The following is a 15,614-nucleotide window of genomic DNA, read 5'->3' as shown; positions in this document are numbered from 1 at the left end:
TATTAATCAAACGTCAGTTGTCAGCAATCAGCAGTCAGCTGTTAGCTTGAAATAAACCCCACGTAGCGTACGCCAATGGGCAAGCTGATAACTGATAACTGATAGCTGAAGCTAACTAACCTTCCCCAAGATCAGGAGCAGAACCAATCCCATGGTATTAGATGTGTTGAAACGCTATAACACTCAGTTAAGTTTAGCGCTATGCTTAGCCATTAGTGGAGCGTACGCATTGCTAGCTAACCAAGCTAATGCTCAGATTACTCCTGATACTACCTTGCTCCCGGGAGAAAGGTCAGAGCTAGACCTGGGCTCAGGTGAGGTAAATGGGAAAATTGTTGATCTAATTAAGGGAGGAGCAATCCGAGATATCAATTTGTTCCACAGTTTCCTAGAATTTAATGTGGGAGACGGGCAAAGGGTTTATTTTGCTAATCCAGCTGGGATTGAAAATATTCTGTCTCGGGTAACTGGTGGGAATGCTTCTAATATTTTTGGCACCTTGGGTGTCAATGGTGGAGCAAATTTGTTCTTGATTAATCCCAAGGGGATTTTGTTTGGTAAAAATGCCAAGCTGGATGTACGTGGTTCTTTTGTAGGCACCACTGCTGATGGGATTGGGTTTGGGAATCAAGGAGTGTTTAGTGCCTCTAATCCCGAGCCTCCCTCACCATTGCTGACCGTTAATCCTAATGTGTTCTTCTTTAATCAAATTCCCGGTAATATGACTCGTGGTAGTATTACCAGTCGAGCTAAGTTAGAGGAGCTGGCGGTTGATAACCTGTTGTTGCTCGGTGGTGATGTTAAGGTTATTGAAGATAGTAAGATATCCACCAATCAAGGTGGGAATATTCTGTTAGCGGGATTGGGCGCACCAGGACAAGTAGCATTAACTAGAGACGGTAACAAGCTGGGTTTAGATTTTCCCGATGGCGTCAAGAAAGGGAATGTTGTAGTTAAGGATAGCGCTATAGAAACTTTGGTGCCAGAAGATGGAAATGTTGATGGTGGTGACATTAGGATTATTGCTGACTCTTTGGAAGTAGAAAACACCGAAAAGAAGGAAGACCAGGGAATTTTTACCATAACTAAAAGCAATGGGAGGAAAAGTGGTGATATTATTATCAGTGCTGATAACTCAGTATTGATTAAGTCTACTGCTAGAGAAAAGCGCCAGGGAATCTTTACCATAACAGAGGATGAAGGTGGAGAAGGGGGAAAAATTACTATCGACGCTGGCTCGTTGACAGTAGAGACGGCTCGAAGAGAGCAGGGAATCTTCACCATAACTAAGGTTAATGGTCAGAAAGGGGGTGATATTGTTATCACCGCTGATGACTCAGTTTCCATTATTGCTTCTCGTGACGGAAGTCAGCATGGAATCTTTACCTTAACTGATCCTGAAGGTGGAACAGGAGGAAGTATTCAAATTACCGCTGGCTCCCTGATGGTGGAATCTGAGAAAGAAACACCGGGTATTTCCGCAAGAACAAAAGGAGATGCTGATAGCGGCAGCATTACCATCAATGTGAGTGGCAATGTAGAACTGAAAAAGAAAGGTACCATTAGAACAGAACAACCGGAAGACCGAAACACAGATAAAAACGATAAAGAAGGCAGTCCCAGGGATATCTTATTAAATGTCTTGGGTAATGTTATCCTCAACGATAACAGCCGACTTCAGATATTTAATGGCGGGAAAGGAGATGGGGGAAAAATTACCATCTTGGCTGGGGGAGCAGTTGAGCTGAAATTCGGCAGCAAAATTGAGAATGTCGCTAAACAAAAATCTACAGGATCGAGCGGGGGTATTGAGCTTCAAGCTAGGTCCCTATTGCTTGATTCTCGCAATCCGAGCGATCCTGAATCTAGGAGAGGTCAAGTCCAAATTACGGCTAAGACCGATAGAAACACTACCGGTGACGGCGGTCCGATAGACATCCGTGTGGGATTACTGACGATGATTGGACCAAATAGATCAGGTTCTAGTGGTATAACCGCTAATACATCAGGAGCTGGAAACGCAGGCATGATTACTATAATAGTTGAAGGAAACTTCATAATGAAAGATCGTGCCAAAATTGAAGCGAAATCGAACAGTAGTAGTGCCAAAGGTGATGGTAACGACATAATCATTGAAGCTGGATCACTTTCCTTGAGTAATAACAGCTTTATCACTGCTGAGACTAAGAGTGAGAATGGTGGAAATCCGGGAAATATCGAGATAACGGTTAAGGATAAGATTGAGATTAGCGACTTGGACAGCGGAATCAGAAGTCAGATAAGGGATAAGGATTCTGGAAACAATCAAACCCTAGAAGGAGAATTGGCGAATATTACCATTAAAGCTCGCTCTCTATCTCTCAAAGATGGAGGAAGATTAGAAGCTTTTACTCAAGGCAAAATTAAAGCAGGTGATATTAGAGTCGATGCCGAAGATTTTGTAGAAATTTCTGGTATTGGGGTAAAAGGAAACAAGAAAGAAGAAAGCGGCATATTCACCCAAACTCGAAACGGAGCCGAGGCTGAGGGAGGGCTTATTCAGATCACAACACCAAGCTTGCGCCTATCAGATGGTGCAGTTTTGAATGCTCGAAGCACAACTGACTTTCGCGGTGGTGATATCAAATTAGATGTAGACACCTTGACAGTAAGTAACAGCGAAATTTCTGCTTCTACTGAAACAGGTACAGCCGGAAATGTGGAAGTCAACGCTAAAGACTCGGTGTTGTTAACTGGAACTCTACCAGAGGATCCCAAATCTCCTGCAGGAATATTCGCTCAAGCAACCGAAGGTGGTACTGCTAAAAATGTGACTATAGAAACAGACGAGCTAACTGTCGAGAAGGGAGCACGAATAGCAGTAAGCGGTGTCCCATTAACAGAACAAGGGTTTCCAGAGACTGAAGCGGATGAGAACGGTGAGGTGGATGAGAGCAACCTAGGAGAGGCTGGCAAACTGACCATTGAGGCTGATGACTCTCTCACCCTAGACAACGGCCAACTTGTAGCTGCTACTGGGAAAAATCCCACCAACAATGAAGAAGCAGCAACTATTGATATCAATGTGCCAGGAGTGATCATACTTGATAACAATAGCTTAATCTTGGCTGATGCTACAGGGGATGGAGTCAAGGGTGGAAATATCACTATTGAAGGTGGAGTATTAGTAGCGCTGCCTCTAAATAATGATGACAAAGGTAGCGATATATTTGCCAATGCTCAGGATGGGGATGGCGGAAACATCAAAATCACTCTCCAGGGCTTATTCAATATGAACGTACTGGAAGATACCAGTGCGTTTATCGACCCATCTGGAAATATAGACCCATCGTTAGCTTTTCAGAATAATAATAGTGAAATAGCAGCGCTTAGCCTTAGTGGTGGTCAATCTGGGACTGTGACCAGGGATATTACCAACTCAGCACAGGATCCTGAGCTCTTACCAACATCAATAGTTGACCCTTCAGCATTAATTGTTGCTAACTGTCCCAGGAGTGGAAAAGTAGCAGTAGATGAACTGGGTGAATTCATTATTACTGGACGAGGTGGCTTACCCCCTAGTCCTCTAGACCCAATCAATCAACAGTCTGTACTAGTAGATTGGGTTACCCTTGATACTGAAGAAGAGAACATCGAAGAAGCTACCTCTACTCCCACTCCTGATGTAAGTTACTTGCCCATGAGAGGGAAACGGCGCACTGTCGAGACTCCTACTCCTCCTCGTCCTAAGAAAATAGTGGAAGCTCAGGGTTGGACTGTTGGCGAGGATGGTACAATTATCTTGACAGCTGAGCCGAATAATGTTACTCCTAAGAGTAATTGGTATAGTCCTAGGTCTTGTGGTAGCCAAGGTTGAGCTTGGTGTTGGAAATTGCAGCAATTTTCAGCAATTGGAGTGGTGATGAATAAGTATAGCGCTAGTTTAACTAGGTTCAGCCGAATCCTGTCACTATCGGTAATTTAAGCAATTTCGGGAATAATGCGATCGCATTCAGCAAATAAGCGCGCTAGTTTAAATAGCTTCACCCCAATTCCAACACTATCGGAAATTTCAGCAATTTTGGATATGATGGATCTGAACAATAAGTATAGCGCTATTTAATATTGCTTAGATCAATCTATTCATAACTATAGCGCTAGTAAAATGGCTTTCAGCAAGTTGATTCACTGTTGGAAATTGCCACAATTTTCCAAATTATGGGTTCGGATGGCTAACTATAGCGCTAATAAAATAGCTCAGATTAAGGGGATTAAAACTATAGCGCTAGTTTAGCTAACTTCAATCCAATTACTTCACTATCGAAAATTTCAACAATTTTGGAAATGATAGGATGCTCCTGATCAGCATCTTTGGATAAGCATTCCCTGTAGCCCTAGTTAATCTTAATTAACAAAAATTAACATCAAAAGTTGCACGCATAGGTGTATAATGATGTGCTATTATTTTAACAAGGAATAACAGCCTCAAGTAACTATCAATCAAACTAATTAGCTGTCGGTCGGTGAATTAATAGGTTAATTAATACTAACGTAATAGATGGCAAGAAATTGATTAACCTTAACTGTCTAAGTCAACTAAACCTCCCCAAGATCAGGAGGAATCCAAGCCATGGCATTAGATGTTTGGAAAGAGCATAACACTCAGTTAGGTTTAGCGCTATGTTTAGCCATTAGTGGAGCGTACGCCTTTCCCATAAACCAAGCTCATGCTCAGATTACTCCTGATACTACGTTGCTCCCGGGAGAAAGGTCAGAGCTAGACCTGGGCTCGGGTGAGGTAAATGGGAAAATTGTTGATCTAATTAAAGGAGGGGCAATCCGAGATATCAACTTGTTCCATAGCTTTTTGGAATTTAATGTCGGAAACGGGCAACGGGTTTATTTTGCTAATCCAGCTGGGATTGAAAATATTTTGTCTCGGGTAACTGGTGGGAATCCTTCTAATATTCTTGGCACCTTGGGTATCAATGGTGGAGCGAATTTGTTCTTGATTAATCCCAAGGGAATTTTCTTTGGGGATAAGGCGAAGCTGGATGTATCCGGTTCCTTTGTAGGCACCACTGCTGATGGGATTGGGTTTGGCAATCAAGGAGTGTTTAGTGCCTCTAATCCCGAGCCTCCGTCACCATTGCTGACCGTTAATCCTAATGTGTTCTTCTTTAATCAAATTCCCGGTAATATTACCACTAGTAAAGCCAAGTTAGAGAATCTAGCAGTTAATAACCTATTGTTACTCGGTGGTGATATTGAGGTTATCGGAGATAGTAAGATATCCACCAATCAAGGTGGGAATATTCTGTTAGCGGGATTGGGCGCACCGGGAGAAGTAGCATTAACCAGAGATGGTGACAATATTGGCTTAGATTTTCCTGATGGCGTTAAGAAAGGGAATGTTCGAGTCACCAATAGCGCTATAGAAACTTTGGTGCCAGAAGATGGAAATGTTGATAGTGGTGACATTAGGATTATTGCTGATTCTGTAGAAGTAGAAACCTCCAGCAACGATCAGGGAATTGTTACGATAACTGATAATAATGGCAATAAAAGTGGTGATATAATAATAACAGTTGATAACTCAATATCGATTAATTCTACTCCTGAGCAAGACCTTCAGGTAATCTCCACTATCAATGACGTAAATGATCAAAATGGAGCTGTGATTTCTATCACAACTAATTCACTTGTGATTATTGATCCTATTCAGGGAAGTCAGGATGGAGACTTGACCTTAACTGATGACGGAACAGGTGAAACAGCAGGAAGTATAATAACAAATGTAGATGCTGTTGGCGGAAACATTAGCATCAGTACGACTAACATTGTACTATCGGAAAACCAAGCTACCATTCAAACAGACCAAGCTAGTCAGGGACAAGATAGCCGTGCTGGGGATGTCTCATTGGAGGTTAATGGTAATATTGCTCTCGCCGGTAATACCAGACTTGATATCGAAGCTGAAAAGGATCAGGATATCCCCTCCGACAATGAAAAGATTAACGATATCTTTGCCAATGCTGAAACAGCCAAAGATGGAAACATCGCTATCACCCTGCAAGGCTTATTGAGAAATTTCAGGTTGCAGGAAGGTCGGACTCCATTTAATGATATCTCTGCTATTAGTTTTACAGGGAATTCGTCTTTATCTGGGTTGTTGGAGATCAATGGCACCCTTAATTATACTCAGGATCCTGGCAACTTACCAACATCACTAGTTAACCCCTCACAATTAATTGTTGCTAACTGTCCCACGAGTGGAAAAGTAGCGCTAGATCAACCAAACAGGATCGACAAAGTTACTTCTACTCCTACCCCTGAGGTCAGTTACTTGCCAATGAGAGGAAAACGCCCCACTGCCAATACTCCTACTCCTGTTCGTCCGAAGAAAATAGTGGAAGCTCAAGGTTGGACTGTTGACGAAGATGGTACAATTATCCTGACGGTTGAACCGAATACTGTTATTCCTAAGAGTAATTGGTATATCCCTAAGTATTGTATTGATACGGATTGAGGCATGGGATGGGTGAGCGATATGTCGGAAATTGCGGCAATTTTCAGCAATTAGGGTGCTGATGGATAAGTATAGCGCTAGGTAATGTTGCATTTGATAAGTATAGCGCTAGTTTAACTAGCTTCAGCGGAATCCAGCCACTATCGAAAATTTCAACAATTTCGGGAATAATGCGATCGCTCCGATTCAATTAGTATAGCGCTATCTAAATGATAGAGCCTTGTTAATCAACTTCAGCCCAATTCGTCGGCTATTGGAAATTCCAACAATTTTGAATGATAACGATAATCCTAGCTGGAGCAACTTCAGTCAATTCCTTAGTTATCGAATATTCCAACAATTTGGGATAATTACAATAGCGCTAGATTAATCAACTTCGATAGTTATCGAAAATTCCAGCAATTTGGGATAATCGCGATAGTGCTAGGTTGAGCAACAAAGCGTGAAAATCCTTTACTGTTGGAAATTTCAACAATTTGGGAAATCATGCGATCGCGCTAGCTTGAGCAACGCGCGTAAGTTATCGCAAATTACAGCAATTTGGGATAATCGCGTTCGCGTAGCGTGACCAAAAGTCAATCATGCGTTGGTTGAGCAACGCGCGATAGTTATCGAAAATTTCAGCAATTTCGGATGATCGCGTTCGCGTAGCGTGACTGCATGTCAATCGCTCCGATTCAATTAGTATAGCGCTATTTAAATGATAGAGCCTTGCTAATCAACAAAGGGTCCAATTGCTTCACTGTTGGAAATTCCAACAATTTTGGAAATAATGGGATCACGTTAACTTGAGCAATTTCGTTAGTTATCGTAAATTACAGCAATTTGGGATAATCACGATAGCCCTAGCTTAATCAACTTCCTTAGTTATCGTAAATTACAGCAATTTGGGGTAATCACGATAGCGCTAGATAGAGCAACAAAGCGTGAAAATCGTTCACTGTTGGAAATTCCAACAGTTACCGTAAATTCCAGCAATCTAAGAAATTATATAATCACTTAACGTGACTGCATGTCAATGGCGTTAGCTTAATCAACAAAGCGTGAAAATCCTTTACTGTTGGAAATTACAGCAATTTCGGATAATTACGATAGTGCTAGCTTAATCAACTTTCTTAGTTATCGAAAATTCCAGCAATTCCGGATAATCGCGATAGCGCTAGCTTAATCAACTTTCTTAGTTATCGAAAATTACAACAATTTTGGATAATCACAATAATGCTGACAACAGCAACAAGGGGTGAAAATCCTTTACTGTTGAAAATTCCAGCAATTTTGGAGAGAGTGCGATCGCGTAGCGTGACTGCATGTCAATCGCGCTAGCTTAATCAACAAAGCGTGAAAATCCTTTACTGTTGGAAATTACAGCAATTTTGGATAATTACGGTAGTGCTAGGTTGAGCAACTTCGATAGTTATCGTAAATTTCGACAATCTAAGAAATTATGTGATCCCGTGGCGTGGCTGCATGTCAATCGCGCCAGCAACAGCAACAAGGCGTGAAAATCCTTTACTGTTGGAAATTCCAGCAATTTTGGAGAGAGTGCGATCACGTAGCGTGGCTGCGTTTCAATCGCGCTAGCTTAATCAACAAAGCGTGAAAATCCTTTACTGTTGGAAATTACAGCAATTTTGGATAATTACAATAGTGTTAGGTTGAGCAACTTTCTTAGTTATCTTAAATTACAGCAATTTTGGATAATCGCGATAGCGCTAGCTTAATCAACTTTCTTAGTTATCCAAAATTACAACAATTTTGGGTAATCACAATAATGCTGGCAACAACAACAAGGCGTGAAAATCCTTTACTGTTGGAAATTCCAGCAATTTTGGAGAGAGTGTGATCGCGCAGCGTGACCAAAGGTCGATCCCATTCAATACCTGAGAGGGTGACCACAAAGTTAATCATGCTGCTCATCATGCCCTCAGCCAAACCCTACTCCCCACTAACCTCAGGTTCTTCATCTATAGGCTCGGGCAAATCAAAAATAATCACAAATTCCCCATCAGGCATCAAGCGTTTAAGTGCCCGCAAATGCCCCTCGGCATCAGACCGATTGCGGTACCAACCAAGAACGACCCGTTGCATTTCAGGCAATAGGCGGATGATTGGCCTACGGCCACGCTACGCGAACGCCCACGGGTATAGGCGTTCAGAGTAAGTCATACTTTAGGTATCTCCTTAACTGGGGTTCTAGAGCCAGCCTTTGGCCTTGGGAAAACTTGGGGCTGGCTCTTAACGCTTTCGCGTCTATGATTCTATTATAACAGAAAAAAATACTATATTATAACTTATTTTGAAAATTTTTGTAACAAAGTCTTGAGGGAGTCGGGAATCGGGAGTCGGGAATCGGGCGAAAAAAATTAGCGCTATATAAACTTGGCCAAACTATAGCGCTAATTTAAACCTTTGCACTTAATTATCCCAAGTGTACCATAGCACCCCAAAAACTCAGCGCTAGATAAACTTCACCAAAAGTATAGCGCTAAGCTCTCTAAACACTAATTATCCCAAGTGTGCCATAGCACCCCAAAAACTCAGCGCTAGATAAACTTCACCAAAAGTATAGCGCGAGTATTAACTTAACAACTTAATCAACCTAAATAACCCTTAATACTCATAAAAGATTAGCGCTAGGTAAATTGTAAATTTTTGTAAAAAACCAACACAGCCTAAAAACTATGTGTTATAGTAAATATAAGATTAGCGCGATAGTAAAAGGAAACAAAAGATGAACCAACAGATGAACCAACAAACCAAGATAGTCGGAACTACCCAAGCAGCGTTTCTTCTAGGGATTTGTGTCCAACGAGTTCGGCAACTTCTGAAAAATGGCAGAATTAAGGGCGCTCAAAAAGTTGGCAGATTTTGGCAAATTCCCCTATTTAACGGCTTACCCAAGGTCAGTCCCGGTCGCCGTGGACCAAAGGGAACCTGGAGAAGAGGTTTCCAAAAGGTGGCGACTTACATCCACGTCAACCAGAACGTCATTAAGCAAAATAAAAAGTACGACACCTACAAGCCTGTGCTGACCGTCAAACAAGGTAATCGCAACACCTACGGTCATTATGTAGAAATCAAAGGCCCATCTCGGTTAGTCTATCAACCCAATTGTCCTAAGGATTGTGGGGCTACGGTGTGGCTAGAAGTTGACCCTTCTGTGGAAATTCTCACTAAAGTGTTTAGTTAATTGCAAGATCGGTATTAGCTTGTGGTCATTTCAGGTGGAAGCTGCTTGAAAGGTGTTGGCCTTTGGCGTTCTCTTGGCCTTTGGGCCACGCTCCGCGAACGGGTAGCTTAAAAATTCCAAGGTTAAGGTGTTAACTTGAAGGTTAAAACTTTAATATTATTGGTCAAGGGTTCAACTCAAACAGCAGAAATGCTCCACTCGGAGTAGCGGACGCAAAAGTTATCCCTAGATGATTTGTAGATCTACTTACTTGTTACATTCAGCGGACGCAAAACTTATCCGTAGATACACTTATAGATCTACACATCTATTACATTAGTTGTCAATTTCTTCCCTTACCCTTGACTACTGTTCGTGTTATTTGTCACTCTAGCACCAGGAAAACTAATTAATAGTTCTTACCTACTAAAAACAATTTCAATATGGGAAGTAATGTTTAGATTTGTTGCAGTAGTCAGGAGTTCATCTTTGTTAACCTTGGGTGTATTAGCAGTCGTTAGTAGCCTAATCTTGAAACCGTTAGAAGCTGGAGCTGCTGTTAATGATCAGAGTCTAGTCTTCGTAAAGGATTCATGGCCGCAGAAACCAGTGCCAATTCCAGAAAACTTGAACAAAGGGGATGATCAAGTTTTAGGGAGCGACACTGTAAAAAATTTCAACACCATCGGTATTAACCAACTCCTCAGTCCTCCAGCCCCTGCAAAAATTAGTCAAGCCCTACCTCCAAACCTACCTCCGGGTATAGAGCTACCCGAGGATCGGCGGCGAATCCCTTTCCCCGAGCCTAGACGACCTCCCTCTCTGGAACCAGCACCAGAACCTCAACCTCCCCAGAAACTTCCTCCTGTGGACGAACTTCTTGACCCATCTACTCCTAGCCCCGATTTACCGGACGAAATTCTGGAGGACATTCCAAGACAAATCGTCATTAAACGCTTTAATATTATTGGCTCAACGGTATTCAGCCAGGAAAAATTAGCGGAAATTACCAAACCTTTCCTCAATCAACCCATATCTTTCCCAGCATTATTTAAAATCCGGTCTGAGATCACGGAGTTATATGATAAAGAAGGATACGTTAACTCTGGAGCCTATATCCCACCTCAGCAACTTGAGGATGGGGTAGTTAGAATTGACATTATCGAAGGGGAATTAGAAGATATTATTGTCAAGGGTCTGAGTCGGCTTAATCCTAATTACATCAAAAGCCGTCTTGCGATCGCTACCAGGAAGCCTCTGAATGTAAGGCGCTTACTGGAAGCCTTACAAATGCTGCGACTCGACCCTCTAATTGCCAACATCTCAGCTGAACTATCGGCAGGTGTTGAGCCTGGGGAGAGTTTGCTAGAAGTGACAGTAACTGAAGCCGATACCTTCAGCACCCAAATAGCAATAGATAATGGGCGCTCTCCCAGTGTAGGAAGCTTTCGGCGTCGTCCCCAAATTCGAGAAGGCAATTTACTGGGATTGGGAGATGCTTTGGAATTCAACTATACCAACACTGATGGTAGTGATACCTTTGATGTTAGCTATACCTTACCGATTAATCCCCGTAATGGTACTCTGCGCTTTGCCTATGGGACAACATCTAGTGAAGTAATTGAGCCTCCTTTTGATAGGATAGATATTGACTCAGAATCACGGTTTTATGAAATAACCCTGCGCCAGCCTGTATTCCAAACCCCTACCGAAGAAGTAGCTATTGGTATAACCGGCTCACGCCAGGAAAGTGAAACATCTATCTTAAATAGACCCTTTCCTTTATCAGTAGGGGCTGATAATGAAGGGCGTACGCGGATTAATGCCATCCGGTTATTCCAAGAGTGGACTAAGCGCAGTGAGCAACAAGTTTTAGCAGCTCGCTCCCAGTTAAGTATCGGGATTAGTTCAGGAGATACTACCATTAACAGGGGTGAACCAGATAGCAATTTCTTCGCTTGGCGTGGTCAAGGCCAATGGGTAAGGCTACTGGCACCAAACACTATATTATTAATCCGAGGGGATGTGCAACTAGCAGACCGAGGCTTGGTACCATTAGAACAGATAGGGATTGGGGGTTTAGAGAGTGTACGGGGCTATCGCCAGGATCTGATTTTATCAGACAATGGTGCATTTATTTCGGCGGAGCTGCGTCTGCCAATTATTCAGAATGCTGATAGCGGAACTCTAGTGCAGTTGACTCCTTTTCTTGATTTTGGTACTGGCTGGAATGAATCCGATGACGATGCAATTGATGATAATACGATCGCATCCATTGGTCTAGGTTTGCGATGGCAGCAAGGAGATTTATTAGAGGCTAATCTCGGCTGGGGCTTGCAGTTAGTGGATGTTGAAACTAGGGATAGAACGTTACAGGAAGATGGCTTCTATTTTTCGGTGATTTTTAGACCATTTTGAACAGAAAAATTCTACATTCTACATTCTACATTCTACATTCCAAAAGTTTTTGATAGCGATGAGGTGCAGTAAGGGAGAAAATCAGCCATGGTCAAAAAAAGGATATATAGCGTTTTGCTCTCGGTCGTAAATACAGTTATTCTGGCAAGAGGCAAAAGCCAAGAGGAATCCTCCCTAACCCCCCTTAATAAGGGGGGAGGCAAGAAGGTAAAGAAAACTGAAGTTTTATGGGACAATCTAAAAAGACATCTTAGGTTGATAGCTCAACTAACAACATATTATTCTAGTGACCTGGGTCGAGGAAATCGTAAATCCTTAGGGTTGAGGAGAAAGAGGTGGATTAGGTTGCCTCTGATCGCTCTGTTAACAGCATTACTGTGCAATTTAGTCCCTCCGGTTTTAGCGACAGCCCCAAAAACGTTGAAGGTTGAAAGGTTGGAGGTTGAAGGGGGTGAAGGGTTGAAGGTTGAAGGGGTTGAAGGGTTGAAGGTTGGAAAGTTGAAGGTTGAAGGGTTGAAGGTTGGAAGGTTGAATGTTGAAGGGGATATTGCTCTTAAAGGGACAAACCTTGGCCAAAAGGCCACGCTACGCGAACAACCTGCTAACTTAGCCTACTCGAACGCCAAAGGCGAACAACCTGATAACCTTCAACCTGCTAACCTTCAACCTGATAACCTTCAACCTGATAACCTTAAACCTGCTAACCTTCAACCAAATAACCTGACAGTTTCCACGTTACTTAAACAGGGCAAAGGTCTCTACGATTCAGGTAGATTCGCCGAAGCAGTAGATGTTTTAGAACAAGCTCTTGAGAGTAATCAAACTCAGGGAGATCAACTCTCAGAAGCGATGGTGTTGAGTAATCTCTCGTTGGCTTATCAGCAACTAGGGTTATGGACTCAAGCCAAGAATGCGATCGCTAATAGTGAAAAACTATTGCGCTCTATAAAAGCCACCGATAAGTCTACAGGATACTTACAAGTGCTGGCTCAATCCCTAATGATCAAAGGAAGTATTGAGCTTGGTTCATCAGAAGCAAAAGCAGCAATGGAAAGTTGGGAGCAAGCTGCTGTAACTTATGGTGAATTAGGGGATGAAGCTGGTCAGATTCGCAGTCGGATTAATATAGCGCAAGCCCTACAAGAATTAGGAATGTATAAGCGGGCGTTGAATCTACTCAATCAGGTCGAGGAATCGTTAACTGCTCAACCTGACTCTTTGAACAAAGCGATCGGATTGCGATCGCTTGGGAATATGCGTCAATTAGTAGGAGAGCTGAGCCAATCCCGGGGAACCTTGGAAAAAAGCTTAGAGATTGCCCGAAGCTTACCATACTCTCAAGAGATTAGCGCTACATTATTTAGCTTAGGGAATACAGCAAGGGCTCAACAAGAATTAGACGAGGCTATTGATTACTATCAACAAGCATTCAATGAGTCTACGGATCTAATCACTAAGCTTGAAGCCCAATTAAATCAACTTAGCTTATTGATTGACCTTTGGTCACGCTACGGGAACGACACTAAAAGGATAAAGCAAGCCCAAGCATTAATTACTCAAATCCAGCCCCAACTGGAATCGATACCTCTGAGCCGCCGCAGTATCTATCTGAGGATTAATTTTGCTCAAAGCCTAATGAAGGATGAAGTTAGAAGTATCAAGGATGAAGGAAATGTTCAGGCTTCAGCCAAGGGACTTCAGGTTTCGGTTAACACTTCCGTTGAGCGTTCTTATGAAATTGCTAAAATCCTAGCTACTGCGGTACAACAAGCTAAAGCATTGGGAGATAAGCGAGCTGAAGCTTATGCTCTTGGTAGTCTAGGTCAACTGTATGAGCAGAATCAGCAGTTGCCAGAGTCTCAAGACCTGACTCAACAAGCCTTAAAGTTAGCCCAGGAAATCAATGCTCCGGATATTAGCTATCGCTGGCAATGGCAACTGGGACGTATTTTGAAACAGCTTGGGGAAGAGCAAAATGCGATCGCAGCTTACACCGAAGCAGTTAACACTCTCAAGTCTCTACGTAGTGACCTAGTAGCTGTTAACCAACAGGTGAGGTTTACATTTCGGGAGAGTGTCGAGCCAGTTTATCGAGAATTCGTGCAATTACTGCTGCAATCAGACAGCAATGAAGCCAATCCCGACAACTTGGAAAAAGCCCGTGAGATCATTGAGTCACTGCAGCTAGCCGAACTAGATAACTATTTCCGCTCAGCCTGCTTAAATGCTACTCCTGTAGTGATTGATCAAGTCATTGACCAAGTTGATACTAAAGCAGCATTAATCTATCCTATCATACTACCAGAAAGCTTGGATATCATTATCCGCTTACCCCAACAACAACTGCGCCACTATAGAACAAAGCTTCCCCAAGACCAAATTGAATCTGCTCTCGAAGACCTGCGTTACATCCTACCCCAGCTTCATCGACGGGCATTTTTACCAATGTCACAGCAGGTATACAATTGGATAATCCGACCCATTGAAGAGGATTTAGCTAACTCTCAAGTAGACACCCTAGTATTTGTGCTTGATGGAGCCTTACGTAATATTCCCATGGCAGCACTTCACGACGGTAAGCAGTATTTAGTCGAGAAGTATAGTATAGCGCTAACCCCTGGACTAGATTTAATAAATCCCGAGCGCTTAGTCAGGGAAGATATCAGAGTGCTAACGGCTGGGTTATCTGAATCCCGTCAGGGATATCCAGCTTTGCCATTTGTCAAAGTAGAGCTAGAGAAAATAAAGGCTCAAGTTCCTAGTGAAATCCTACTCAATCAGGACTTTACTGAAACCAGCTTTGAAAATTCTGTTGAAGCAGATCCTTTCCCAGTAGTACATATAGCCTCCCATGGTCAATTTAGCTCTGAAGCTGAGAAGACGTTCATTCTGACCTGGGATAGTGAGATCAATGTTACTGAGTTGAAGGACTTACTGCAAACAACAGACCTACGCCAAGCCACTCCGATCGAATTACTCGTGCTGAGTGCATGCGAAACGGCAGCTGGGGACAAGAGAGCGGCTCTGGGAATAGCTGGTGTAGCGGTAGAAGCAGGAGCACGTAGTACCCTCGCTACTATTTGGGCAGTTAATGATGAAGCCACAGCTGTCTTGATGAATCGATTTTACCAGGAACTTACTGACAAATCAATCTCAAAAGCTGAAGCCCTCAATCGCGCCCAAAAATCAATTTTACAAGACCCAAACTATGAACACCCTTATTACTGGGCTGCTTATATCATGGTAGGGAATTGGTTGTAATATAGCAATTCTACGACTTGTGAGGTACACAATTTCTAGATTTTAGGGAACAGGGAACAGGGAACAGGGAACAGGGAAGAGATAAGAGTGAATAGCGATGCGCTGCATTAAAACAGCGAATAAACGTCAAAGAAGACTGTACCTCATGAGTCCTAGAAACGCTATAGCTTAAGCATTCAGTGGTCAGCGGTCAGCTATCAGCTGATGGCTGATAGCTGATAGCTGATAGCTAATAGCTGATAGCTGATAGCTGATAGC

Annotated in this window: 9 protein-coding genes; 5 read left to right on the top strand and 4 right to left on the bottom strand. The window is 42.7% G+C overall.

What is annotated here, in order from left to right; genetic code table 11:
• Positions 1-151: 151 nt before the first annotated feature.
• Positions 152-3,856 carry a filamentous hemagglutinin N-terminal domain-containing protein gene (locus tag F6J90_RS00610; RefSeq protein WP_293090604.1) on the top strand — a complete coding sequence of 1,235 codons (3,705 nt, stop codon included), beginning with the start codon at positions 152-154 and terminating at the stop codon, positions 3,854-3,856.
• Between the two features lie 104 nt (positions 3,857-3,960).
• Here F6J90_RS00610 and F6J90_RS00605 read toward each other — a convergent pair whose 3' ends face one another.
• A complete protein-coding gene (locus tag F6J90_RS00605; protein ID WP_293090603.1) occupies positions 3,961-4,083 on the bottom strand; it encodes a hypothetical protein in 123 nt (40 codons plus the stop codon).
• Positions 4,084-4,609: 526 nt separating this feature from the next.
• Between F6J90_RS00605 and F6J90_RS00600 the strand changes: the two genes are divergently transcribed.
• Positions 4,610-6,508, top strand: coding sequence for a filamentous hemagglutinin N-terminal domain-containing protein (locus F6J90_RS00600; RefSeq protein WP_293090602.1), 1,899 nt, complete (start codon positions 4,610-4,612; stop codon positions 6,506-6,508).
• 520 nt (positions 6,509-7,028) lie between these two features.
• On the opposite strand, the gene F6J90_RS00595 is transcribed toward F6J90_RS00600, so the two are convergent.
• The 3 genes from F6J90_RS00595 to F6J90_RS00585 all read right to left on the bottom strand — a co-directional run bounded on the left by F6J90_RS00595 (position 7,029) and on the right by F6J90_RS00585 (position 8,596).
• Positions 7,029-7,175 carry a hypothetical protein gene (locus tag F6J90_RS00595; RefSeq protein WP_293090601.1) on the bottom strand — a complete coding sequence of 49 codons (147 nt, stop codon included), beginning with the start codon at positions 7,173-7,175 and terminating at the stop codon, positions 7,029-7,031.
• Positions 7,176-8,242: 1,067 nt separating this feature from the next.
• Positions 8,243-8,440, bottom strand: a complete 198-nt coding sequence (locus tag F6J90_RS00590; RefSeq protein WP_293090600.1) for a hypothetical protein — start codon at positions 8,438-8,440, stop codon at positions 8,243-8,245.
• A gap of 3 nt (positions 8,441-8,443) precedes the next feature.
• Positions 8,444-8,596, bottom strand: a complete 153-nt coding sequence (locus tag F6J90_RS00585) for a hypothetical protein (protein ID WP_293090599.1) — start codon at positions 8,594-8,596, stop codon at positions 8,444-8,446.
• A 643-nt stretch (positions 8,597-9,239) separates the two neighbouring features.
• Here F6J90_RS00585 and F6J90_RS00580 point away from each other — a divergent pair.
• The 3 genes from F6J90_RS00580 to F6J90_RS00570 all read left to right on the top strand — a co-directional run bounded on the left by F6J90_RS00580 (position 9,240) and on the right by F6J90_RS00570 (position 15,356).
• Positions 9,240-9,698 (top strand): helix-turn-helix domain-containing protein, encoded by a 459-nt coding sequence (locus tag F6J90_RS00580; protein ID WP_293090598.1) that lies wholly within the window; start codon positions 9,240-9,242, stop codon positions 9,696-9,698.
• Between the two features lie 432 nt (positions 9,699-10,130).
• Positions 10,131-12,095: a ShlB/FhaC/HecB family hemolysin secretion/activation protein gene (locus F6J90_RS00575; RefSeq protein WP_293090597.1), complete on the top strand. Its 1,965-nt coding sequence runs from the start codon at positions 10,131-10,133 to the stop codon at positions 12,093-12,095.
• A gap of 87 nt (positions 12,096-12,182) precedes the next feature.
• Positions 12,183-15,356: a CHAT domain-containing protein gene (locus F6J90_RS00570; protein WP_293090596.1), complete on the top strand. Its 3,174-nt coding sequence runs from the start codon at positions 12,183-12,185 to the stop codon at positions 15,354-15,356.
• Positions 15,357-15,614 lie beyond the last annotated feature (258 nt).

The organism is Moorena sp. SIOASIH, from assembly GCF_010671925.1.
Classification (GTDB): Bacteria; Cyanobacteriota; Cyanobacteriia; order Cyanobacteriales; family Coleofasciculaceae; genus Moorena.
This window is presented reverse-complemented; position numbering and strand designations above follow the sequence as displayed.